We start from the raw sequence: 23,591 nt of genomic DNA on the forward strand, positions 1-23,591 counted from the left end.
CCCCGGGTGGAGCCCGCCGGTCCGGTGTCGACGTCGGCGGCGACGACCCCGGCCCGGCTCCCGGTGCGGGCGCGGACGGACGGGGCTGGCAGGCAGGGCCGGTCGGCGTCCCGTCCCTGCCTCCCCCGCGTCCGCCGGCCGGGACGACGGCGCGCACCGACCGGACGTCGTGGGGTGACACGGCCCGGCGGCGTCGCCGGGTGGTGACGGTCCTCCGGTGCGACCGGGGAATCCCGGTCCGGCCGCACCGGACGACCGTTCTGCTCGTGCGGCACCGGGCCACGCCGGCCCGGCCGCACGCCCTCCGGCTCCGACCTCGTCCCGGCCGCGGGGCGCAACCGCGGCCGGTCCCTCGCCGGTCGGCACCGGAGTCGGCTCAGGCGGCCACCGTGGCCAGGGCCGGCTCCACCTCCGTCCACGAGGAGCCCAGCTCCGCCGACCGGGTCACCGCGTCCAGCACGAGCTGGACCTGCAACCCGTCCACGAAGGAGGGGGCCGGGTCGACGCCGGTGGCGACCGCCTCGATGAAGTCCCGCGCCTGGTGGGTGAAGGAGTGCTCGTAGCCGATGATGTGCCCGGGCGGCCACCACGCGGACATGTACGGGTGCTCCCCCTCGGTCACCAGGATGCGGCTGAAGCCCTGCTCGGCGGCGGGTCGCGTCGCGTCGTAGAACTCCAGCTCGTTGAGGCGTTCCAGGTCGAAGGCCACCGTGCCCAGCGAGCCGTTGATCTCCACCCGGAGGGCGTTCTTGCGTCCCGTGGCGAAGCGGCTCGCCTCGTACGTGGCCAGCACGCCGCCGTCGAGCCGGGCCACGAAGACCGCCGCGTCGTCGACGGTGACCATCCCGGTGGCCGGGCGGTGGCCGTCGGCGCCGTTCGCGTCGGCCGCCGTCAGCCCGTCCACCGCCGCCCCGTCCACCATCGCCGCCAGCCCGCTCGACCCGGCCGGTAGCGGCCGCTCCTTGACGAACGTCTCGGTAATCGCGCTGACCCCGGTGATCCGCCGGCCGGTGACGTACTGGGTCAGGTCGATGATGTGCGCGCCGATGTCGCCGAGCGCACCGGAGCCGGCCCGGTCCCGCTGCAACCGCCAGACCAGGGGGAACTGCGGGTCCACGATCCAGTCCTGCAGGTACGTCGCCCGGACGTGCCGGATCACCCCGAGCCGCCCGTCGGCGACGAGCTGGCGCATCATCGCGACCGCCGGCACCCGCCGGTAGTTGAAGCCACACATCGACCGCACCCCGGCGGCCTGCGCGGTGACCGCCGCGGCGGCCATCGCCCGGGCCTCGGAGATCGTGTTGGCCAGCGGCTTCTCGCACAGCACGTGCTTGCCGGCGGCCAGCGCGGCGAGGGCGATCTCGGCGTGGCTGTCCCCCGGCGTGCAGACGTCGACCACGTCGATGTCGTCGGAGGCGACCAGCTCGCGCCAGTCGGTGGTGTGCGCGTCCCAGCCGAGCCGGCCGGCGGCGTCGGCCACCTTCGCGGTGTCCCGGCCGCAGATCAGCGCCATCCGGGCCCGCGCCGGCAGGTCGAACACCCGGTTCACGGTGCGCCACGCCTGCGAGTGCGCGGCGCCCATGAACGCGTAGCCGACCATGCCGACCCGCAGTTCTCTGTCTGTCGTGGACAAGGTGGGTCTCCCCCCGTGTATCAGAACCCGAGCTTGAGGTAGTCGCCCGCGTTCTCCTTGGTGATCGTCTCCGAGGCGAGGATGATCTCCTTGGGCACCTGGAGTTCCACCAGGTCGGACATGCCCCTGCCCTGGCCGATCAGGCGGGCCAGGGAGATGGCCGAGGAGGCCATCGAGGGGCTGTAGGTCACGGTCGCCTTGAGCACCGTGTTGTCGGCCTGGATGTCCTCCATCGCCTTCTTCGAGCCGGCGCCACCGACCATGAAGAACTCCTTGCGGCCGCTCTGGTTGACCGCCGCCAGCACGCCGATGCCCTGGTCGTCGTCGTGGTTCCAGAGCGCGTCGATCTTCGGCAGCGCCTGGAGCAGCTGCGCCGCCTCCTGCTGCCCGGAGTCGGCCGTGAACCGGGCGGCCCGGCGGTTGGCGACCTTGAAGCCGCTCGCCGTCAGGGTGTCGACGAAGCCCTTCGACCGCTCCTGGGTCAGCTCCAGCTCGTCCATGCCGGCGATCTCGCCGATCACGGGGTTGCTGATGCCCTTGGCCTTGAACTGCTCGATCATGTAGGTGGCGGCGGCCACCCCCATGCCGTAGTTGTCGCCCTTGATCTGCAGCCGGTAGGCCCGCGCGTCGGGGAACGCCCGGTCCAGGTTGACCACCGGCACGCCGGCCTTCATCGCCTCCAGGCCGAACGCGTTGAGCTCCTTACCGTCGTGCGGCAGCAGCACGATCACGTCCGGCTTCTGCGAGATCAGCGTGGACAGCGCCGCCCGCTGGGCCGCCGCGTCCGCGCCGGCCTCGACCGACTTGAACTCCACGTCGGAGTACGTCCCGGCCTGTGCCTTGGCGTTGTTGGTGATGGCGGCGATCCAGCCGTGGTCCGCAGCCGGCGCGGAGAAGCCGATGACGACCCGCTTGCCGGGCTCGTTGTTGCCGCCCGGCGCGGCCGCCGCCTTGGTCTGCGCCTCGGTCGGCTTGGTCTCGTTGCTGGTGCAGCCGGCGAGCAGCACGCCGGCGCCGACGGCGGCCCCGCCGAAGAGCAGTCGGCGGCGTGACATGTCGCGACTGTGCTGGGTCATGACGACCTCCTGGGTTGACGGTGGTGGAGGAAACTGGCGGTGCGGGACGGAAGAGGGCGTACGGGGCCCGGCCACCGTCGTTCGGGTGGCCCGGATGTCGCGGGAGTGCGGATGCGGGTCGGGTGCGGAGCGGGTCGGTGCGGTGCGGCCCGGTGTGCTGCGGTACGGGTCAGGTGGTGGTGAGCCGGTTGCGGCCCAGGAACTGGGTGAGGCTGCGGAACTGGACCTGCTGGACCAGGACGGCGGCGACGATGATGCCGCCCTTGACCATGTTCTGGGCCTCGGTGGAGAGGCCGTTGATGGCGAAGAGGTTGGTGATGGTGGCGAAGATGACCACCCCGAGCAGGGAGCCGATGATGGTGCCCCGCCCGCCGCTGAGCAGCGTGCCGCCGATGATCGCGGCGGCGATCGCGTCCAGCTCGTAGAGGTTCGCCATCGCCGCCTGCGCCGAGTTGGCCTGGGCGGTGAGCATGATGGCGGCGATCCCGCAGCAGAGGCCGGAGAGCGCGTAGAGCAGCACGGTGTGCCGCCGGACGTTGATGCCGGCGAGCCGGGCGGCCTCCGGGTTGCCGCCGACGGCGACCGTACGCCGGCCGAAGGTGGTGCGGTTGAGCAGCACCCAGCCGGCGGCCACCACGGCGGCGAGGATGTAGACCAGCAGCGGGATGCCGAGCAGGCTGTTGCTGGCGAGCCCGTTGATGAAGCCGTTCTCCGACACCTGGGTCTGCTTGTCGGAGATCTCGGCCGCCAGGCCCCGGGCGGCCACCAGCATGGCGAGCGTGGCGATGAACGGCACCAGCCGGCCGTACGAGATGAGCAGCCCGTTGACCAGGCCGACCGCCAGCCCGACGGTGAGCGCGCTGAAGATCATGCCGCCGGCGCCGTAGCTCTGGGTGGCCACCGTGGTGCACCAGACGCCGGCCAGCGCGACGATCGCGCCGACGGAGAGGTCGATGCCCCCGCCAATGATCACGAAGGTCATGCCCACGGTGACCACGCCGACCACGGCCGCCAGCTTGAGGATGCTCAGGACGTTGTCCCACACCCAGTCCGGATTCGAGTACAGGTCGGAGCGGGTGAGGGCGCCGATCACGACGAGCACGACCAGCACCCCGATCAGGCCGAGGTTGCGGCGGGCGCCCTCGCCGCCGTCGCCCCGCCACCAGGAGATCCGACCTGGTGCCGCCACCTTGTCGACGGCCGCCCCGGTCTGCGCGGGATGCACCGGCGGCGACTGCGCCGGCAGGTGCGCCGCGGGCTGCGGCGCCACGGTGGGAGTAGGACCCTCGGTCATGCCGGCGCGCCTTCCATCAGGGACCCCGCCATGACGAGGTCGAGCACGGTGTTCTCATCGAGTTCGCGGGCCGGGGCCTCGTGGACGACCCGCCCCTCCCGCATCACCAGCACCCGGTCGGCCAGGCCGAGCACCTCGGGGACCTCGCTGGAGACCAGCAGCACCCCGACGCCGCGCGCGGCCAGCCCCCGGATCACCTGGTAGAGCTCCGCCCGCGCGCCGACGTCGACGCCCCGGGTCGGCTCGTCGAGCAGCAGCAGCCGGGTGTCGCCGAGCAGCCAGCGGCCGACCACCACCTTCTGCTGGTTGCCGCCCGAGAGGGTGCGCACCGGCCGGCGTACGTCGCGGGGGCGCAGCTCCAGGCTCTCGGCGATCCGGTCCGCCTCCGCCCGTTCCCGCCCCGCGTCGGTGAACCCGGCGCGGGCGTAGCGGGCGAAGGTCGCCAGGGTCACGTTGCGGTAGATCGGCTCGCCCAGCAGCAGCGCCTGGCTCTTGCGTTCCTCGGGGGCCATCCCCATGCCGGAGCGCACCGCCGCACCGACGCTGCCGGGGCGCAGTGCCCGGCCGGCCATCCGCACCGAGCCGGCCTCGGCGCGGCGCGCGCCGTAGATGGTCTCCAGCAGCTCGGAACGGCCCGAGCCGACCAGCCCGGCGATCCCGACGATCTCGCCGGCCCGGACGTCGAGCGAGACGTCGGCGAACTCGCCGGCCCGGGTCAGCCCCTCGACCGTGAGCAGCTGCGCGCCGTCGGCCGCGCCGGTCGGGCGGTCCGGGAAGACGTACTCGATGGTGCGGCCCGTCATCCGGCTGACCAGGTCGCGGGTCGGGGTGTCGCGGGCCGGCAGGTTCGCCGCGGTGGTCCGGCCGTCCTTGAGTACGGTGACCCGGTCGCCGATCTCGCGGATCTCCTCCAGCCGGTGCGAGATGTAGATGACGGCGATGCCCTGCGCGGTCAGCTCCCGGATGATCCGGAACAGGTTGCCCACCTCGTCGTGGGCCAGCACGGCGCTCGGCTCGTCCATGATGATCAGCCGGGCCTCGTGGGAGAGCGCGCGGGCCATGCTGACGATCTGCTTGCCGGCGGCGGGCAGCGCGCGCACCATCCGCCCGGGCGGGATCTCGGCGTGGCCGAGCCGACCGAGGATCTGCCGCGTACGCCCGGCCATGGCGCCCCGCCGGACGAAGCCGAGCCGACGCGGCTCGTGGCCGAGGAAGGCGTTCTCCGCCACCGAGAGGTCCTCGACCAGGTCGAGTTCCTGGTAGATCGTGGCGATGCCGGCGCGCATGGCGGCCTGCGGGTTGGCGAAGGTGACCGGGCTGCCCCGCCACTCGACGAGCCCCGAGTCGGGCCGGTGCACCCCGGCCAGCACCTTGATCAGGGTGGACTTGCCGGCGCCGTTCTGCCCGAGCAGGCAGTGCACCTCGCCCGCGCGCACCTCCAGCTGCACCCCGTCCAGGGCCCGTACGCCCGGGAAGGTCTTGACCACGTCGGTGAGGCGCAGCACCACCTCGCCCGCGACGGTGCCGGCGGGCGCCTCGACCAGCGGGGCGCCGGCGGGGGCCAGCGGCGCCGACCCGGCGGCGGGCGTCTCCTCGGTTCGGGCCACGGTCTCCTCCTCGCGCTCGCTCACGACGCCTCCCCTGTTCGCGACTGCGGGGCTCGCAGGCCCGGCTCACTCCTCACGCTCACGACGCCTTCCCTGTTCGCGACTGCGGGGCTCGCAGGCCCGGCTCACTCCTCACGCTCACGACGCCTCCCCGAAGGCGACGTCGCTGGCGAGCACGGCCGCGCCGGCCACGCCGGCCCGTGGGCCGAGTTCGGACAGGACGACGGGCAGGTTGCCGGTGGCCAGCGGCAGGGACCGGCGGTAGACCACGCTGCGGATCTCGGCGAGGAGGATGTGCCCGAGCTGGGCGAGCCCGCCGCCGATCACGATCATCGACGGGTTGGTGAAGCTGACCAGCCCGGCCAGGACCCCACCGACCCGCCGACCCCCGTCGCGGATCAGCTGGATGCAGGTCACGTCCCCCTCGACCGCGCCCCCGGCGACGTCCAGGGCGGTCACCGCGCCGCGTGCGGCCAGCCGTTCGGCCAGCGCGGGCGAGGCCCCGCTGCGCGCGGCGGCGGTCGCGTCCTTGGCGAGCGCGGCCCCGCTGAACAGCGCTTCGAGGCAGCCGACGTTGCCGCAGGAGCACATCGGGCCGTGCGCGTCGACCTGGATGTGGCCGATGTCGCCGGCGCAGCCGTCGGTGCCCCGGTAGACCTCGCCGCTGAGGTAGATCCCGCACCCTATTCCGGTGCCGATCTTCACGAAGAGGAAGTCGTCCACGGAGTGCGCGACCCCGCCGTGCCGCTCCCCGATCGCCATGATGTTGACGTCGTTGTCGACCACCGCCGGGCAGCCGTGCTCACGGGTGAGCAGCTCGCGCACCGGGAACCGGTCCCACCCCGGCATGATCGGCGGGGAGACCGGCACGCCGTCACGGAAGCTGACCGGGCCGGGCACGCCGATGCCGACGGCGTCGAGCCGCTCGTAGGCGCCGTCCACCCGGGCCTTGTGCAGCAGCTCGTTGACCCGCTGGAGGATCACCTTCGGGCCGGTGCGGATGTCGGCCGCCTCGGCGTACGCGGCGACCGGCTCCAGCCGACCGTTGACCACCTCGACGTCGATGGAGCTGGCGCCGAGGTCGACGGCGGCGAAGCGCAGGCGCGGGCTCAGCTCGACGAGGGTGGAGCGGCGGCCGCCCCGGGAGGCTGCCAGCCCCGCCTCGGCCACGTAGCCGAGGCCGACGAGCCGTTCCAGCTCCGCCAGCAACCGGGGACGGGGCATCTGGAGCCGGTCGCCCAGCTCGGCCCGGGACACCGCACCCTCGTCACGGAGCAGGCGCAGCAGCCGTACGTGCAGGGGGTCGACCGTCCGCACCGGACTCACCTCTTCGCGGGCTCGTGCACATCGACGTACTGCCGAGGTGTCGTGCCCGACACAGTAGGAGTGTTCCGTGTCACGTGTCCAGAGCTTCGGCCGATCTGACGCAAACTTTTGTCCATACGAGCAAAAGCTTCGGGTGGATCAAGAAAAGCGGCCCCTACCGACGGTGATCAGGACGCCATGTACCTAAAAGCCGGCGGGTAAGGCCCACCGCGTCCTGATCACCCGGGGATCACCTCGGAGGAGGCGGCGGGTGGGCGGCACGCCCACGACAGGAGGCGGGCGGGTGGGCGGGTGGGGCGGTGGGTGGGCCAGCACGCCGTGCCAGTGGCGCGGGACGTGCCGCCGCCCCGGCACCGGACTGGTGGCGGGGCGGCGGGAGACGGTTGCGGTTGCGGGCGGAGCGTCAGCTGCGGTTGGCCGCGTTGCGCTTCTTCTTGAGCTTGCGGTCGTCGCGCAGCTCGACGTACGGCTCCTTGTCCGGGGAGTGGCCCGCCTCGATGGCGCGGCTGCGCTCCAGCTCGGCGTCGAACTCCGCGCCGAGGAGGATCGCGATGTTGCTCAGCCACAGCCAGATCAGGAAGATGATCACACCGGCGAGCGCCCCGTACGTCTTGTTGTACGAGCCGAAGTTGCTGACGTAGAGCGCGAACAGGCCCGAGATCACCAGCCAGATCACCACGGCCAGTACGCCACCGGGGCTGACCCAGCGGAAGCCACCGTGTCGCGCGTTCGGCGACGCCCAGTAGAGGATCGCGAACATCAGGCTCACCAGGAGCAGCAGCACCGGCCACTTGGCGATGTTCCACATGGTCACCGCCGTCGAGCCCAGCCCGATCGCCTCCCCCACCTGCTCGGCGAGGCCGCCGGTGAAGACCACGATCACGGCGCTGGCCAGCAGCATCACGCCGATCACCGCGGTCACCCCGACGCGGATCGGCAGGGTCTTCCAGATCGGGCGCCCCTCCGGCACGTCGTAGATGGTGTTGGAGGCGCGCATGAACGCGGCGACGTAACCCGACGCCGACCAGAAGGCGGCCAGCAGACCCAGGATCGCGGCGAAACCGGCGAAACCGCCGCTCTGCTGCGCCTGGTCGATCGCCCCCTCGACGATCTGCCGGATCTCGCCCTGCGGAACCGCCTGGTTGACGGTGTCCTTGACGCCCTGCGTCGCGCCCGGACCCAGCAGGCCGAGGATCGACACCAGCACCAGCAGGCCGGGGAAGATGGAGAGCACGCCGTAGTACGTCAGGGCCGCCGCCCAGTCGGTCAGGCTGTCGTCCTGGAACTCCCGTGCGGTGCGGCGCAGCGCGGCCTTCCACCCGGCGCCCGGCAGCTCGGTCGGGCTGTCGGGACCCTCGTCGGGCCCCACCGGGCCGCGCCCCGGGCGGTGTCGCTCGGTACGCGCGTCGGACCCCCGGTCGGGGTGGCCCGTCCGGCGGTCGGCCATCCGGCCGGCGGCCACCGCCCCGGGATCGTCGCGGTCGCGCCCGCGGGCGGAAGACTCGTCGGAGGCCATCGCCCCTCCTCGTGCTCGGCGTCAGTCCCCTCGACATGCCCAGGCAGCCGCCGCCGTTAACCCCTAGCCGTAGAGCAACCTGCCCATCCGCCGCGAGGCGATCAGCAGCCCGAGGACCATCGCCACGAGCAGGTAGAGCACGTCGAGCACCCACTCCCAGCCGGCCGCGCCCACCGAGACGCCGCGGATCAGGTGCACCGCGCGGTAGAGCGGCGTCACCTCGACCGCCCAGCGCAGCGCGGCCGGGTAGGACTCGGCGGGGACGAACGTGCCGGAGAAGAGGAAGAGGGTGAACTGGGCCGCCGACATCAGGTCGAAGTCGTGCCAGCTACGCATGAAGGTGGTGATCGCCATGCCCAGCGCGCCGAACGCGAAGCCGACCAGCACGGCCGCCGGGAAGGCGACCAGTGCCCGAGCGGCGGTGGTCAGGTCCATCACCACCATCACCACCAGGAAGGCGGCCGAGTACGCGCTGCCGCGCAGCATCGCCCAGAGCAGCTCCCCCAGCGCGATCTCGAACGGCTGCACCGGGGTGGCGATCACCCCGTCGTACAGCTTCATCTGCTTCATCTTGCCGAAGAAGTTGAAGGTCGTCTCCGACAGCGCGCCGGACATGGCCGACGACGCGAGCATGGCCGGCGCGACGAACGCCGCGTAGGTGACGACCTCGCCGCCCGGCAGGGTGAGGTCGCCGACCAGCCTGCCGACCCCGACACCGATGGAGAGCAGGTAGAGCAGCGGCTCCACGAACCCGGAGACGAGCAGCAGCCAGTAGACGGCCTTCAGGGCCGCGACGTTGCGCTCGGCCACGGAGACCGAGCGGCGGGACGCGGCGGAGACGGCGACCAGCCTGGGCAGGACGAGACCGACCACTGCCACCCTCCTAGACGACCAGCCTGCGACGGAACGCGTGCCGGGCCAGCAGCCAGCCGCCGACCGCCCAGGCCGCGAGGTAGAGCAGGTGGCCGACGACCGACCACTGCGGGGCGACGCCGAGCGCCGCCGCCCGGCACAGGTCGACGCCGTGCCAGAGGGGAGTCGCGTACGCCAGCCAGCGCAGCGCCAGGGGCAGCGACTCGACAGGGAAGAACACGCCGGCGAAGAGCGTCATCGGGATCACCGCGAAGCGGAGCAGCATCGCGAGCCAACTGTCGACGGAGACCACCGACGCGTACGCGAAGGTAGGCGCGGCGACCGCCAGCCCGAGCAGCGCCGTCACCGGCAGCGCGACGAGCGCCCACGGCGAGCGCAGCGCCCCGAGCAGGGCCGTCACCAGCAGGAACGCCGCGACGGTGGTGACCACCCGGAACACCACGAAGGCCAGGTGCCCGCCGAGGATGTCGCCCACCCGCAGCGGCGCCGCGCCCTGCGCGAAGTAGGTCTTGACCCACTGGAAGTTGCCGAACACGGGCCACGTCGACTCGCTGACGGCCGTCTGCAACGCCGTCGACGCGATCAGGCCGGGCACGATCCAGTCGAGGTAGCTCACCCCGTCGATGCCCTGGTCGACGTAGGCGCCGACGCCGACGCCGAAGCCGAGGACGGTCAGCACCGGTAGCAGGAACGACGAGAACAGACCCGCTCGCCAGGTGCGCCGGTAGCCGACGAGATGGTGCGCCAGCACCGCCAGCGCCGGCACCCGCGGCAACCTCGGGCGCGCCCGTTCCCGCGCCGACTGCGCCACGCTCACGCGACCACCCCGTCTCGCTCCGCGTCCACCACGGTCTTCCTACCTCGCGGGTACGACAGCCTCGCGGGTACGACAGGCCGGCGACTCCGTCGCCCCGTCAGGGCTGCCGGGCCGCGCGCAGCAGCACCAGCACCGCGTAGGCGAGCAGCAGCAGGCCAGCGCCCGTGCCCACCACGAGCCCCGCCGACACCGCCGTGGCGAGCGCGGTGACCAGCCCGGCCAGCGCGACGACGCACATCGCCGCGCCGAGCAGCCGCAGCACCGGGTCGCGCAGCACCGGCACGAGGGGGAAGAAGTGCAGCCCCACCACGGCGCAGACCAGCACCGGGATGAACTCCGACCACCCGACGAGAGCGAGCAGGACGGCACCCAGCCCGGCGGCGGCGAACTCGGCGAGGACGATCAGCAGGTAACGACGGTCGGCGGCGCGGTCGCGGGCGACGTCGACGGCGGTTGCCCGGCTGCGGGCCACGACGACGGCCCCGACCACCGCCGTGACCAGCGCCGCCCCGCTCGCGACCACCAGCAGGGCGCGCAGCGGCTGTTGGGCGGCCGGCACGCTGAACCAGATGGTCGCGAACACGCCCAGGTAGAGCGCGGCGAGCCCGGCCTGGCGGCGCGACTGGAACTCCAACCTCGACATGACACCCCCGTGTGCGTCGCCGGGCGGGCGACGTGCCGCCGGCCCGCCGATGCTACGTAACGGCCAGCGCCGCCGCACCCGCCCAAGGCTCTGTCAGTCGACCAGGGTGCGGCCGGTGAGGTGGAGGAAGACGTCCTCCAGGCTGCTGCGCCGGACCAGTACGTTGGCCGGGTGCAGCCCCCGCTCGCCGACCTCGGCGACAGCCGCGTCTCCGTCGGGTACGTAGAGCAGGATCCGGTCGGGCAGCACCTCGACACGCTCGCCCAGCCCGTCGAGCTTGCCGGCGAACGCCTCCTGGGACTCGGCGGCGAACCGCAGCTCGACCACCTCCCGGGTGGAGTGCCGGTCGATCAGCGCCCGGGGCGAGCCCTCGGCGACGATCCGCCCGCCGTCCATGACGACCAGCCGGTCGCAGAGCTGCTCCGCCTCGTCCATGTAGTGCGTGGTGAGGACGAGCGTGACGCCCTGCTGCTTGAGCCGGAACAGCCGCTCCCAGACCAGGTGCCGGGCCTGCGGGTCGAGGCCCGTCGTCGGCTCGTCGAGCAGGACGATCTCGGGCTCGTTGACCAGCGCGCGGGCGATGGTCAGCCGCCGCTTCATGCCGCCGGAGAGGGGCTCGACCTTGCTGTCGGCCCGCTCGGTGAGCTGGACGAAGTCGAGCAGCTCGGCGGCCCGCGCCCGGGCCACCCGGCGGGAGATGCCGAAGTAGCGCGCGTAGGTGGTGAGGTTCTCCTGGACGGTCAGCTCGGGATCGAGGTTGTCGAGCTGGGGGCAGACACCGAGGCGGGCCCGGATCGCCGGCCCGTCGCGCACCGGATCCATGCCGAGGATGCGCAGCTCGCCGCCGCTGGGTGGCGACGTGCACCCGATCATCCGCATGGTCGAGGACTTGCCGGCGCCATTGGGCCCGAGAAAGCCGAACGCCTCGCCGGCCCGCACCTCGACGTCGATGCCGTCGACGGCGGTGAAGTCGCCGAACCGCTTCACCAGCGCCCGCGCCTGGATGAGTGGTGGAGCCGTCGTCATCGCCCGACCATAACCTCCGGCTCCGACACCTCCCACCGGACGGCTGCGGCACCCCACCGGTTCCGGGCGGGTCCGTCGCCGGGCGGTAGGGGTAAGGGTGGGGCCGTGGCGGTAGGGGTACAGGCGCCCTGGTCAGGGCCCATCCGGCAACGGAGAGCGACGAAAACTACCCTGCGTCATCGATCCGTACGGCCACCAAACGTGCGGCGACGGCGGGGCGAGGTGGGGACCGGTACGTGCGGCTACCGGACCAGAGTGGACGGATCGGATACAAACCCGCCGCCGGCTTGCCGCATTGTTACTAAATATGGCGTACGGCCTGCCGCAAATCCGTACTCGAATGTGGTCTCTCTGTGTGATCGAGGTCCGAATTTATTACTGACCGCAATCACGATCAGCAATGTTCCGCCCGGTATGTAATTCGCGTATCGTGCCCCCTCGTGCCACCAGTGCGTTCATCCGGCGAGTCCGCCCCGCAGCCGTCCACCATGGGCACCGGGTCCACCCCGGACGACGGTCCGGTCCCGTTGCCGCCCGAGGCGGGCGATCGGATCGACCCCCACGGCCCGGCGCCCGATCCACGGGAACTCGCCGCGCAGTTCGAGGACGAAAAGCCCGGGCGGGAACTCTCCGGACCGATCGGCGTACTGGTCACCGGAACGACATTGGCGATCGCGCTGCTCGCCCTCTGGCAGGTGTTCAATCCGCTGCCGCAGGGGAGCAAGTTCTATCTGATCATCTTCCTGGCCGGCGTCCTGCCGATGGTCTTCCTGGCGTACCCCGCGGATCTGCGCCTGCCCCGGCGGCTGCGCCGCACCGGCGCGACCGGCCCGGACGACGCGGCCCCGGCGGAGCGCCCCAAGCGCCGGGGTCCCACCCTGCCGGACTGGGTCCTGGCCGGCGCGGCGCTGGTCGCCTGCCTCTACCCGGTGCTGCCCGTCGGCCTGGGCTCCGGCGGCGGCGGGTACGACGCCTTCCTCGACCGGCAGGGCCTGCTGGTCGGTCTGGACGTGGCGATGGGCACCGTCGTGCTGCTCCTGCTGCTGGAGGCGTGCCGGCGCACCACCGGCTGGATCCTGCCGGCCGTCTGCGTGGTCTTCCTCGCCTACGGCTACTACGGCGGGCTGCTGCCCCAGTCGTGGCAGGTGGCCCACGCGGGCCTCGACTTCGGGCAGATCGTCGACGGCCTCTACAACTCCGACAGCGGCTTCTACGGCACCCCGCTCGACGTCGCGGCGACGTACATCGTGCTGTTCACCATCTACGGCGCGGTGCTGGACCTCTCGGGGGCCGGCCGGTTCTTCGTGGAGCTCTCCGCCGCCGCCTTCCGGCGCTCGCGGACGGCCGCCGGGCGCACCGCCGTCGCCTCCGGCTTCCTGCTCGGCACCGTCTCGGGTTCCGGCGCGGCGACCACCGTCAGCATCGGCGCGGTCACCTGGCCCGTCCTGCGGCGGGCCGGCTACCCGCCGGAGCGGGCGGGCGGCATGCTCGCCGCGGCCGGCGTCGGGGCGATCCTCTCCCCGCCCACCCTCGGCGCGGCGGCCTTCATCATCGCCGAGTACCTGGGCGTGTCCTACCTCCAGGTGCTCGGCTGGGCCACCGTCCCCACCGTGCTCTACTACCTCGGCATCCTCCTCTCGGTCGAGATCGACGCCCGGCGTTCGGGCGTGCGACCGGTGGTGATCGAGACGACCTCCGCCGGCCGGCTGCTGGCCCGCTTCGGCTACCACTTCCTCTCGCTCTTCGCGATCGTCGGGCTGCTCGCCGTCGGCTTCTCCGCCACGAAGGCCGTGGTGCTGGCCACCATCCTGGCCGCCGTGCTGTCCTTCCTCGACCGTCGGCACCGGCTCACCCCGGCCCGCCTGCTCGCCGCGCTGAGCGCCGGGGTGCGCGGGGTGCTCGCGGTGAGCGCGGTCTGCGCCGCCGCGGGCATCATCACCGCCACCACCACCAAGACCGGCCTCGGCCCCCAGGCGGCGGCGCTGCTCATCGACAACGCCCGGGCCGTCAGCTCCGAGCCGGCCGTGGTGCTGGCGCTCACCGCACTGTTCGCCGCCGTCGCCCTCACCCTGCTCGGGCTGGCCGTGCCGGTCACCGCGTCGTTCGTGATCGGCTGGGTGATCATCGGCCCGGCCCTGCTGGACCTGGGCGTCACCGCTCCCGCCGCCGCCATGTTCGTCTTCTACTTCGCGGTCCTGTCCGAGGCGTCCCCGCCGACTGCACTCGCCGCGGTCGCCGCCGCCGCGGTGACCGGCGGCCGGCTGGTGCCCACCATGTGGCAGACCCTGCGGTACGCCCTGCCGGCCTACCTCATCCCGCTCGCCTTCGTGGTCACCCCGACCGGCCTCGGGCTGCTCGGCATCGGGGGCGCGCAGCGGATCGCCGTCGCCGCGACGGTCGCCGCCCTCAGCGTCGCCGTGCTGGCGGTGGCGGCAGGCGGCTGGCTGCCCGGCGTCGGCCCCGCCGGCACGCCGGAGCGGATCCTCGGCGCGCTCGCCGGGCTGACGCTGCTCTGGCTCGAACCCGTGCCCGTCGCGATCGGCGCCGTACTGGCGGCCGTCATGGTGGCGGGTGTGCTCGTCAGACGCGGATCCGCCGGCCGGAACGGCGGGCCGTCAGCAGTACCAACGGTGAACCATGGGGAGGAAAAACAGTGAGACGGATCAACGTGCGGCTCGCCGCGGGGGTTGGCGCGCTGGCCCTCGTCGCGGCGGGCACCGCCGGTTGCGGAGGCCGTCAGGACGGCGCGACCAAGGACGACGCCGCCAGCGAGGTCACCTGCAAGGTCACCGACAGCACCCGCGTCGGCATCGCCACCGGCAACGCCACGGGCGTCTACTACGTGGTCGGCAACGCGCTGGCCAGTCAGCTCTCCGGGGCGACCGAGGGCAAGCTGACCGGCACCGCCGCCGAGACCGGCGCCTCGGTGCAGAACGTCGAGCAGCTCGTCGCCGGCCAGTACGACGTCGCCTTCTCGCTGTTCGACACGGCGGTCAACGCGGTGCAGGGCAAGGGCAGCTTCACGTCCCCGCAGCCGGTCGAGGCGCTCGCCCGGATCTACGACAACTACACGCAGGTCGTCGTCCGGGCCGACTCGGGGATCAACTCGGTCGCCGACATGAAGGGCAAGAAGATCTCCACCGGCTCGCCCAAGTCCGGCACCGAGGTCATCGCCAACCGGCTGCTGGAGGCCGCCGGCCTCGACCCCGCCAAGGACGTCCAGGCGCAGCGGCTCGACCTCACCAAGAGCGTCGAGGGGGTCAAGGACGGCAGCGTCGACGGGCTCTTCTGGTCGGGCGGGGTGCCCACGGGCGGCCTGACCGACCTGTTCACCACCGCCGGGGACAAGGTGAAGTTCATCGACATCACCCCGCTGCTGCCCAAGATGGCCGAGCTCAACCCGGCGTACCAGACCGGGACCATCGGCGCGGACATCTACAAGACCGCCGCGGACACCCCGACCATCGTGGTGCCGAACGTGCTGCTGGTCCGCAAGGACCTCAACGCGAACGTGGCCTGCGCGATCACCCGGACGGTGTTCGACAAGAAGGACGCCCTGGCGCAGGCGAACCCGGCCGCCAAGGGCATCAGCCTCGACAACGCCCGCAAGACCGCCCCCGTACCGCTGCACCGCGGCGCGGACAAGGCGTTGCAGGACCTCGGCGCACGCTGATCCCCGTGCCGGGTCCGGGCCTCGCGCCCGGGCCCGGCACCCCCGACCCCCCACCCCGGAGGGCACGAGTGTCGCTCCCCACCCCCGGCCGGGTGCGCCGGCACCACCGGCCCGTCGACCACACCGACCGCCTGTGGTCGGTACGCACCCAGCTGCTCGCGCCCATCCTGGTGGCCACGATCGGTCTGGTCGTGCTGGGGTCCACCCAGACCGCCATCGCCATGGCCGCCACCGACGACGCGGACCGCGCCCGGGTGCTCGCCGGCACCGCGACGGCCACCGTGCGCCTGGTGCACGAGCTGGAACGGGAACTCGGCGAGACGGCGGCCCTGCGCCAGCGGGGCGGCAGCAGCGGACGCCCTCTCGTCGACGCGCAGCGCCGGCGGGTCGACGCGTCCGTCGAGCGGTACCGCGGCTCCAGCCGGGACGCCCGCCGTGCCGCCCCCGACCTGCGCCAGGTGCTCGACGGCGCCGACGCGCAGCTCGGCCAGCTCGAAACGGCCCGCGGGTCCGCCCTGGGCGGCACCACCGCCGACCCGACCTACCTATCGCTGGTCGAGTCGCTGCTCGCCGTCGCCGACGCGCTGCCGGCCCAGCTGCGCGACCGGGAGTTGGCCAACGGGGCGCGCGAGGTCGCCGCCGTCGCCGCCCAGGAGCACCTCGCTGCCGTGGAACGCGACCTGCTGCGTACCGTCTTCGTGCGGGGGGCGCTGGTGGACGGCGAACTGGTCCGCCTCGGCCAGTTGCGGGGCGCGCAGGAGCAGCGGCAGGCCGAGTTCTCCCGGATCGCCAGCCGGCCGGCGGCGGACGCGTACACCCGGCTGGTCGCCGGCACCGACGTCTCCACCGCCCGCCGGATGCGCGACAGCGCGCTCAACGTGGAGGCCGAGCCCGCCGGGCTGAAGACCGACGGCGACGCCTGGTACGTGGCCCAGAGCGGCGCCATCCGGCGCTACAACCTGCTCGGCCGGGAACTCTCCGAGGAACTCGACCGCAACGCCGCCAGGCTGGCCCGGGAAGCCCAGCTACGGGCCCTGATCACCGGCGGCGCGACCACCGCCGTCGCGCTGGCGTCGTTGACCGCGGCCGTGCTGCTGGCCGTCCGCACCAGCCGCCGGCTGCGCCGGCTGCGGGTCGCGGCGCTCACCATGGCGAACCGGGAACTGCCCGAACGGATCACCGCCATCGCGGCCGGCGACGGCGCGCCGACCGACGGCGCGGCCACCCGGCTGACCGCCGGCATCGGGCAGGGCCGCGACGAGATCGCCCAGGTCGCGCAGGCCTTCGACACGGTGAACCGGGCCGCCCTGCGCCTGGCCGGCGAACAGGCCGAGGTGCGGATGGACGTGACCCGGATGGCCGAGGCCCTGGCCCGGCGCATCCGTACCCTGATCACCCGACAGCTGCGGCTGCTCGACGAGTTCGAACGCGAGGAGACCGACCCGGACGCGTTGGCCCGGCTCTTCGCGCTGGACCACCTCGCCGCCCGCATGCGGCGCAACGGGGAGAACCTCCTGGTCCTCGCGGGCGGGGAGCCCGGCCGTACGCACGACGGCGCGCACCTGCTCGCCGACGTGGTCCGGGCGGCGGCCTCCGAGATCGAGGACTACCCCCGGGTGGAGGTCGACGTGCCGACCGCCGCGGTGCACGGCGCCGCCGTGGGCAACCTGGTCCACCTCCTCGCCGAGCTGCTGGAGAACGCCACCGTCTACTCCCCGCCGAACTCCCCGGTGCACGTCGACGGCCGGCGCACGATCGACGGCCTCACGCTACGCGTACACGACCAGGGCATCGGCATCAGCGACAGCCGGCTCGCCGCGATCAACGAGCGCCTGCTCTCCCCCGCGATGCTGTCCAGCGCCTCCGCCGGCAGCATGGGCCTGCACGTGGTGGCCCACCTGGCGGCCCGACACGGGGTACGGGTGCAGCTGCACAACAGCGGCGCGGGCACCGTCGCGCAGGTGGACATCCCGGAGTCGGCGCTGACCCGGATCGAGGACGTCGCCCCGCGCTCCGCCCCCGAGGCCCGTACGCCGGTCGCCCAGGAGGTGCGCGCGCAGGTGCCGCCCGTCCGGGAGGTGCGTACGCCCGCGCCAGCGCCGGTCGTGCCCGCGCAGACCGCCTGGTTCCGGCCCCGGACCGGTACGGGCGGTCCGGCCGTCGTGCCCGACCTGGCCAGCGTCCACCACGCGCCGACGATCACGCTCCCGGTGCTGGGTGCGCGCCCGGGCGGGCCGGGTGGCGCGACGACCACGCCCCGTCCCGCGTCGGCCCCGCCCGCGTCGCCCCCGCTCACCGGGGCCGGGCTGCCCCGCCGTACCCGGGGCGGGCAGCTTCCGGCCCCGCTGCACGAGGCCCCGCCGGCGCGGCCGGCGGGTGACCTGCTCGACCCCGAGGTCGTACGGTCCCGGCTGTCCTCGCTCGCGGAGGGAGTCGCCGCCGCGACCCGACGTACCCAGACGACACCCCCCAGGAGAAACCCATGACCCCATCCGAGAGCGCCGGCCTGGACTGGCTCCTGGCCAACTTCGCCGAACAGGTGCCGGACGTGTCGCACGCCCTCGCGGTCTCCGGCGACGGGCTGCGGCTGGCGGCCTCGCCCCACCTCGCGCCCGACCAGGTGGACCAGCTCTCCGCCGTGATCAGCGGCCTGGCCAGCCTGACCGTCGGCGCCGCCCGGCTGATGTCGGCCGGCCGGGTACGCCAGCAGATCGTCGACATGGACGGCGGGGTGATGCTGGTGATGGCGGTCGGCGAGCGCGCGCTCGTCGGGGTGCTCGCCGCGCCCGGCTGCGACCTCGGTCAGATCGGCTACGAGACCGCCATGCTGGTCCAGCGGGTGGCGGAGGCCCTGGAGCCGGCGGTCCGGGCGTGATCGGACGCTCGTTCCGGCTGCTGGCGGCCCTGCTGACGGCCGTACTCGCCGCCGGTTGCGGCGCGGCCGAGGCGGGGCCGCAGCCCTGGCACGGCGGCCGGATCTTCCTCGCCACCGGCAACACCACCGGCGTCTACTACCAGCTCGGCGGCGGCTACGCGGACGTGATCAGCCGCCACCTGCCCGGCTACGAGGCGCGGGCCGAGCCGACCGGCGCGTCGGTGGAGAACATCAACCGGCTCGCCAGCGGCGACATGGAGCTCGCCTTCAGCCTCGCCGACACGGCAGCGGACGCCGTGGCCGGGCGCGGGGCCTTCGAGGGCCAGCCGCAGCAGGTCCGGGCGCTGGCCCGGGTCTACAGCAACTACACCCACGTGATCGTGCGCGCCAACGCGAAGATCACCAAGCTGTCGGGGCTGCGTGGCAAGCGGGTCTCCACCGGCTCGCCGAAGTCCGGCACGGACATCATCGCCGGGCGGCTGCTGACGGCCGCCGGTCTCGATCCGGACCGGGACGTCGTCCGGGCCACGCTCTCCCTGCCGGAGACCGTGAAGCGGATGCGGGCCGGCACGCTCGACGCGATGTTCTTCTCCGGCGGCCTGCCCACGCCGGGCATCGCCGACCTGCTGGCCAGCGCGCCCGGCAAGTACGCGCTGCTGCCGATCGCCGACCTGATGGAGCCGCTCACCGCACGCCACGGGTCGGTCTACACGACGGCGGAGCTGCCGAAGGAGGTCTACCGGACGAGGAGCGCCACGCCGACGGTCACGGTGGCGAACGTGATCCTGGTCAGCGCCGACATGCCCGACCAACTGGCGTACGACCTGACCCGGCTGCTCTTCGCCTACCAGGCCGACCTGGTCAAGGTGCACCCGGAGGCCGGCAACTTCACCCAGCAGAGCGCCTCGGGCACCGACCCGATCCCGCTGCACCCCGGGGCGGCCCGGTTCTACCAGCGGGGGTGACCGCGCCGCTCAGACGTCCGCCGGCGCGGTGGCGGCGCGGGCGTCGGCCACGAGGCGGTCGAGCTCGGCGAGCACCTCGGGGGCGTCCGTCGGGGTGCCGGGGTCGAGGCGGACCGTCCAGGTGAGGCCGTCCACCCCCGGCACCCGGCGCGCCGCGACCCGGGCGGCGCCGCCGGGCACCGGGTGGTGCCGCGTGTACGCCACCGACCGGGTGACCCGCTCCCGTACCTGGTGCGGCAGCTCACCCGGGTCGAGCAGCAGGTAGCGCTCGGCCGGGCAGTCGGCCACGACCAGGTAGCCGTCGTGCTCGGCGAGCCGCTCGGCCGGCGTCACCGTGAGTTCCCGGCCGGACCAGACCGCCTTGAGGACGTCGTGCCAGCCCAGCCGGTGCGCCCGGCCGGGCAGCCAGAGCCCCTGGTTGCTGGCGACCACCACCCCGTCGCCCTCACCGTTGCCGGCGGCGGCCCAGGCGAGCACCCGCTCGTCGGCGGCCAGCGGCGGACGGTCGGCCGGGGGCAGCTTCGGCTTGCGGCGGAACAGTCCCATCTACAGTCCTCCCGCGGCCTGCTCGCGCAACGCCCGGGCGTGCTGCTCCAGCGACAGCAGCTCGCCGAAGGCGGCGAAGTACTCGTCCTTGTTGTTGACCGGGTTGATCCGCTGGATCCGGGACTTGAGGTCCCTGATCCGGCTCGTGACGGAGCCCCACTGCACCCGGGCCATGGTGATCGAGACGTAGCGCGGGTCGGGCTCGCCGTCGATGCGCAGGGGCTCCACGGCCAGCTCGCCGACGAGCGCGCGGGCGGCCAGGTCCTCGCACGCGTCGCGGACCGACTCGATCCAGACCGCGCCGCCGGTCGCCGCGGCGGCGCCGCCGACGGCCGCGACGGCGGCCCGCACCGCCACGTGCACGGGGTGCCGGTACTCCGACGCCTCGACCGCGTCGAACATCGGCCCGGCCAGCACCGGCTCCTGGAGGGCGAGCTTCAGCGCCTCCCGCTCGACCATCGACTGCGGGTTGTCGACGACCGGCTCCGCCGGGGCGGGCCGGGGCGCGGGCGGGGCGTCCCGGCCCGGCGCGGCCGAGGCGGCGGCGAGCACGGCCCGCTGCACCGGCTCGATCTCCATGCCGAGGTCGCCGGCGAGCTTGCGCACGTACTCCGGACGCTTCTCCCGGTCCTTGAGCTTGGCGACCAGCGGGGCGGCCCGGCGCATCGCCTCCACCCGGCCGTCGACGGTGTCGAGGTCGAAGCGGTTGATCACGTGCCGCAGCGCGAAGTCGACCAGCGGCTCGCGGCGGGCGACCAGGTCGCGGACGGCCAGGTCGCCCTTGGCCAGGCGCAGGTCGCACGGGTCCATGTTGTCGGGGCTGACCGCGATGAACGTACGCCCGACGAAGCGCTGGTCGTCCTCGAACGCGCGCAGGGCCGCCTTCTGGCCGGCGGCGTCCCCGTCGAAGGTGAAGATGATCTCGCCGGCCACGTCGTCGGTGTCCATCAGCAGCCGGCGCAGCACCCCGATGTGGTCCCCGCCGAACGCCGTGCCGCAGGTCGCCACGGCCGTCGGGACCCCGGCCAGGTGGCAGGCCATCACGTCGGTGTAGCCCTCGACCACGACCACCTTGCCCTGCTTGGCGATCTCCCGCTTGGCCTGGTCGATGCCGTAGAGGACGTGCGACTTCTTGTAGATCGGGGTCTCGGGGGTGTTCAGGTACTTCGGGCCGTCGTCGTCGTCGAAGAGCTTGCGCGCCCCGAAGCCGATGACGTCGCCGGCCAGGTCGCGGATCGGCCACATCAGGCGGCGGCGGAACCGGTCGATCAGCGTGCCGGAGCGCGACGGCCGGGACAGCCCGCCGGTGACCAGCTCGTCGTGGGTGAAGCCCCGCTGACGCAGGTGCTTGGTGAGCAGGTCCCAGGCGTCGGGCGCGAAGCCGCAGCCGTAGCGCTCGGCGGCGGCCCGGTCGAAGCCGCGCCGCGCCAGGAACTCGCGGGCCGGGCGCGCGCCGGCGGTGGTGAGCTGCGCGCGGTAGAACTCGACGGCGGCGGCGTGCGCGGCGACGAGGCGCTGCCGCTGCCCCTGCTGCGGGCGCGGACGCGGTGCGGCGGAGTCGTTCTCGACGTAACGCAGCTGGATGCCGGCGCGGTCGGCGAGCCGCTCGACCGACTCGACGAAGCTGAGGTGCTCGGCGTCCATCAGGAACTTGATCGCGTCGCCGCCGGCGCCGCAGCCGAAGCAGTACCAGACGTTGCGGGCGGGCGAGACGTTGAACGACGGGCTCTTCTCGTCGTGGAACGGGCACAACCCCTTGAGGTTGCCGGCGCCGGCCGACTTCAGCGTCACCGTCTCGGAGATGACGTCGGCGATCGAGCTGCGCTCCCGGACCAGCGCGATGTCCTCGTCCCGGATCCGCCCAGCCATGTCCGCCACCCCCTCGGCGTACATCCTGCCCTGCCGCACCGACGCCGCGCCGCCGGGGGACGCCGCGTGTGGCGACGACCGCCGCCACCTCGGCGGTCGCGCCCGCGTCCGGACCGGTCCCGCCCTCCCGGCCCGGATCAGCGGGGGCGACGCAGGTAGCGGCGCACCGGCGGCGGGTCCTCCTCGTCGTACGACCGGGCGGCCCGCACGGCCGCGGCCAGGCCGGAGCGACGGACCCGCGGCGGCGGGTGCACCGCCGGGTCCCGGGCCATGTCCCGGACCAGCGCGACGGCCAGGCCGAGCATCACCACGACGAACGGCAGGGCCACGAGGATGGTCGCCTGTTGCAGCGCGTCCAGCCCGCCCACCAGCAGCAGTACGGCGGCGACCGCGCCGATCAGCACCCCCCAGAGCACCACCAGCACGCGGTGCGGGCGCAGGGCGCCCCGGGAGGTCAGCGAGCCGAGCACCAGCGACGCCGAATCGGCGCTGGTGACGAAGTAGAGCGCGATCAGCACCATGGCCAGCACGCTGGTCAGCGTCGCCAGCGGCAGCGCGTCCAGCAGGCCGAACAGCGCCTGCTCGGTGCCCGCCCCGACGTCGGCCACCAGGTCCCGGGCGCCGGTGGCCTGCGCGCGCAGCCCGCTGCCGCCGAGCACCGCGAACCAGAGCGCGCTGGCCCCGCTCGGCACCAGCAGCACGCCGACGAGGAACTGGCGGACGGTGCGGCCCCGGGAGATCCGGGCGATGAAGGTGCCCACGAAGGGCGCCCAGGAGATCCACCACGCCCAGTAGAAGATCGTCCAGGAGCCGAGCCACGACGGGTCGGAGAAGGCGCCGGTGCGAGTGGACATGAAGACCAGGTTGCTCAGGTAGTCGCCCACCGAGGCCGGCAGCACCTCCAGCGTGTAGATGGTCGGCCCGACCACGAAGACGAAGAGCATCAGCAGCACCGCCAGCAGCACGTTGGTGGTGGAGAGCCACTTGATGCCCCGGTGCAGTCCCGAGAAGGCGGAGATCACGAAGGCCAGGGTGAGTGCGCCGATCACCACCAGCTCCACCGTGGTCGTGTCCGGAATCCCCGCCACCAGGTCGAGTCCGGCGGCGACCTGGAGCGCGCCGAGGCCGAGGCTGGTCGCCGAGCCGAACACGGTGGCGAACACGGCCAGCAGGTCGATCGCCCGGCCGGCCGCACCGTCGGCACGCTGCCCGAGCAGGGGTTGGAAGGCCGCCGAGATGCGGTTCTCCCGGCCCTTGCGGAAGGTCGAGTACGCCAGCGCGAGCGCCACGACCGCGTAGATCCCCCAGGGGTGCAGCGTCCAGTGGAAGAGGGTGTACTGCATCGCCGTGGCGCCGGCCGCGCCGGTCTGCGGTGCGACACCGGTCGCCGGCGGGGGCGCCGCGTAGTGCTGGATGGGTTCGGCGACGGCGAAGAAGACCAGGCCGATCCCCATCCCGGCGCTGAACATCATGGCCACCCAGGCCAGCGTGTTGAACTCCGGCTCGTCGTCGTCGGCGCCGAGCCGGACGCGCCCGAACCTCGTCGCCGCGATGACCACCGCGAGCCCCAGGAAGGCGTCGGCGGCGACCACGAAGAACCAGCCGAAGGTGTCGATCACCCAGGCCAGGCCCGACGTGCCGAACTCGGCCAGGGAGGTCCGGGCCAGCACACCCCATGCCACCACGGCCAGTACGCCGCCGACGCTGAGCGCCAGCACCGTCCGGTCGATCCGGCCCACGGCCCGCGCCGGGTCCCGTACCTGCCCGCTCATGCGCCACCCCCTGCCCATCGTGCGGGGCAGGGGGTGGCAACCGGGCGACATCGGGCGAAACACCCGCTGCCGGGCGACCG

18 protein-coding genes are annotated in these 23,591 nt (G+C 73.4%); 5 read left to right on the top strand and 13 right to left on the bottom strand.

Features of this window, described 5'->3' with window-relative positions; all coding sequences use genetic code 11:
- Window positions 1–376: 376 nt before the first annotated feature.
- The 10 genes from AC5L34_RS22685 to AC5L34_RS22730 form a co-directional block, all read right to left on the bottom strand.
- Window positions 377–1,600, bottom strand: a complete 1,224-nt coding sequence (locus tag AC5L34_RS22685) for a Gfo/Idh/MocA family protein (protein WP_441175150.1) — start codon at window positions 1,598–1,600, stop codon at window positions 377–379.
- Between the two features lie 53 nt (window positions 1,601–1,653).
- On the bottom strand, window positions 1,654–2,709 hold the full coding sequence (locus AC5L34_RS22690; RefSeq protein WP_441175114.1) for a substrate-binding domain-containing protein: 1,056 nt from the start codon (window positions 2,707–2,709) through the stop codon (window positions 1,654–1,656).
- Between the two features lie 169 nt (window positions 2,710–2,878).
- A complete protein-coding gene (locus AC5L34_RS22695; protein WP_363626680.1) occupies window positions 2,879–4,003 on the bottom strand; it encodes an ABC transporter permease in 1,125 nt (374 codons plus the stop codon).
- Complete coding sequence (locus AC5L34_RS22700; RefSeq protein ID WP_441175151.1) at window positions 4,000–5,511, bottom strand: sugar ABC transporter ATP-binding protein; 1,512 nt, start codon at window positions 5,509–5,511, stop codon at window positions 4,000–4,002. Before AC5L34_RS22700 ends, AC5L34_RS22695 begins: the two co-directional genes overlap by 4 nt.
- A gap of 237 nt (window positions 5,512–5,748) precedes the next feature.
- Entirely contained in the window at window positions 5,749–6,927 is a 1,179-nt protein-coding gene (locus AC5L34_RS22705; protein WP_363626681.1) for an ROK family protein, read from the bottom strand.
- 412 nt (window positions 6,928–7,339) lie between these two features.
- A complete protein-coding gene (locus tag AC5L34_RS22710; RefSeq protein ID WP_441175152.1) occupies window positions 7,340–8,383 on the bottom strand; it encodes a YihY/virulence factor BrkB family protein in 1,044 nt (347 codons plus the stop codon).
- Between the two features lie 132 nt (window positions 8,384–8,515).
- A complete protein-coding gene (locus AC5L34_RS22715; RefSeq protein ID WP_441175115.1) occupies window positions 8,516–9,325 on the bottom strand; it encodes an ABC transporter permease in 810 nt (269 codons plus the stop codon).
- Between the two features lie 10 nt (window positions 9,326–9,335).
- On the bottom strand, window positions 9,336–10,136 hold the full coding sequence (locus AC5L34_RS22720) for an ABC transporter permease (RefSeq protein ID WP_441175153.1): 801 nt from the start codon (window positions 10,134–10,136) through the stop codon (window positions 9,336–9,338).
- 103 nt (window positions 10,137–10,239) lie between these two features.
- Complete coding sequence (locus AC5L34_RS22725; protein WP_441175116.1) at window positions 10,240–10,785, bottom strand: hypothetical protein; 546 nt, start codon at window positions 10,783–10,785, stop codon at window positions 10,240–10,242.
- Window positions 10,786–10,878: 93 nt separating this feature from the next.
- Complete coding sequence (locus tag AC5L34_RS22730; RefSeq protein WP_363626684.1) at window positions 10,879–11,811, bottom strand: ABC transporter ATP-binding protein; 933 nt, start codon at window positions 11,809–11,811, stop codon at window positions 10,879–10,881.
- A 488-nt stretch (window positions 11,812–12,299) separates the two neighbouring features.
- Between AC5L34_RS22730 and AC5L34_RS22735 the strand changes: the two genes are divergently transcribed.
- The 5 genes from AC5L34_RS22735 to AC5L34_RS22755 all read left to right on the top strand — a co-directional run bounded on the left by AC5L34_RS22735 (window position 12,300) and on the right by AC5L34_RS22755 (window position 19,324).
- A complete protein-coding gene (locus AC5L34_RS22735) occupies window positions 12,300–14,468 on the top strand; it encodes a TRAP transporter permease (RefSeq protein WP_441175154.1) in 2,169 nt (722 codons plus the stop codon).
- Window positions 14,465–15,484: a TAXI family TRAP transporter solute-binding subunit gene (locus AC5L34_RS22740; RefSeq protein ID WP_441175117.1), complete on the top strand. Its 1,020-nt coding sequence runs from the start codon at window positions 14,465–14,467 to the stop codon at window positions 15,482–15,484. Before AC5L34_RS22735 ends, AC5L34_RS22740 begins: the two co-directional genes overlap by 4 nt.
- 68 nt (window positions 15,485–15,552) lie before the next feature.
- Window positions 15,553–17,970 (top strand): sensor histidine kinase, encoded by a 2,418-nt coding sequence (locus AC5L34_RS22745; RefSeq protein WP_494826866.1) that lies wholly within the window; start codon window positions 15,553–15,555, stop codon window positions 17,968–17,970.
- On the top strand, window positions 17,967–18,359 hold the full coding sequence (locus tag AC5L34_RS22750) for a roadblock/LC7 domain-containing protein (RefSeq protein WP_088998933.1): 393 nt from the start codon (window positions 17,967–17,969) through the stop codon (window positions 18,357–18,359). The genes AC5L34_RS22745 and AC5L34_RS22750 overlap by 4 nt, the downstream gene beginning before the upstream one ends.
- Window positions 18,356–19,324, top strand: coding sequence for a TAXI family TRAP transporter solute-binding subunit (locus AC5L34_RS22755; protein WP_357722256.1), 969 nt, complete (start codon window positions 18,356–18,358; stop codon window positions 19,322–19,324). Before AC5L34_RS22750 ends, AC5L34_RS22755 begins: the two co-directional genes overlap by 4 nt.
- A gap of 9 nt (window positions 19,325–19,333) precedes the next feature.
- Here AC5L34_RS22755 and AC5L34_RS22760 read toward each other — a convergent pair whose 3' ends face one another.
- The 3 genes from AC5L34_RS22760 to AC5L34_RS22770 all read right to left on the bottom strand — a co-directional run bounded on the left by AC5L34_RS22760 (window position 19,334) and on the right by AC5L34_RS22770 (window position 23,511).
- Complete coding sequence (locus tag AC5L34_RS22760; protein WP_441175119.1) at window positions 19,334–19,870, bottom strand: hypothetical protein; 537 nt, start codon at window positions 19,868–19,870, stop codon at window positions 19,334–19,336.
- Entirely contained in the window at window positions 19,871–21,763 is a 1,893-nt protein-coding gene (gene dnaG, locus AC5L34_RS22765; RefSeq protein ID WP_494826881.1) for a DNA primase, read from the bottom strand. It lies immediately after the preceding gene.
- Between the two features lie 113 nt (window positions 21,764–21,876).
- Window positions 21,877–23,511, bottom strand: a complete 1,635-nt coding sequence (locus AC5L34_RS22770) for a BCCT family transporter (protein ID WP_494826867.1) — start codon at window positions 23,509–23,511, stop codon at window positions 21,877–21,879.
- Window positions 23,512–23,591: the final 80 nt, after the last annotated feature.

The sequence above is a fragment of the Micromonospora sp. ZG13 genome (assembly GCF_059359355.1).

Coding starts and splice junctions, on each gene's coding strand:
- AC5L34_RS22685 (WP_441175150.1), bottom strand. CDS start 1,600: ATGGTCGGCTACGCGTTCATGGGCGCCGCGCACTCGCAGGCGTGGCGC.
- AC5L34_RS22690 (WP_441175114.1), bottom strand. CDS start 2,709: ATGACCCAGCACAGTCGCGACATGTCACGCCGCCGACTGCTCTTCGGC.
- AC5L34_RS22695 (WP_363626680.1), bottom strand. CDS start 4,003: ATGACCGAGGGTCCTACTCCCACCGTGGCGCCGCAGCCCGCGGCGCAC.
- AC5L34_RS22710 (WP_441175152.1), bottom strand. CDS start 8,383: ATGGCCGACCGCCGGACGGGCCACCCCGACCGGGGGTCCGACGCGCGT.
- AC5L34_RS22725 (WP_441175116.1), bottom strand. CDS start 10,785: ATGTCGAGGTTGGAGTTCCAGTCGCGCCGCCAGGCCGGGCTCGCCGCG.
- AC5L34_RS22730 (WP_363626684.1), bottom strand. CDS start 11,811: ATGACGACGGCTCCACCACTCATCCAGGCGCGGGCGCTGGTGAAGCGG.
- AC5L34_RS22735 (WP_441175154.1), top strand. CDS start 12,300: ATGGGCACCGGGTCCACCCCGGACGACGGTCCGGTCCCGTTGCCGCCC.
- AC5L34_RS22750 (WP_088998933.1), top strand. CDS start 17,967: ATGACCCCATCCGAGAGCGCCGGCCTGGACTGGCTCCTGGCCAACTTC.
- AC5L34_RS22760 (WP_441175119.1), bottom strand. CDS start 19,870: ATGGGACTGTTCCGCCGCAAGCCGAAGCTGCCCCCGGCCGACCGTCCG.
- dnaG (WP_494826881.1), bottom strand. CDS start 21,763: ATGTACGCCGAGGGGGTGGCGGACATGGCTGGGCGGATCCGGGACGAG.
- AC5L34_RS22770 (WP_494826867.1), bottom strand. CDS start 23,511: ATGAGCGGGCAGGTACGGGACCCGGCGCGGGCCGTGGGCCGGATCGAC.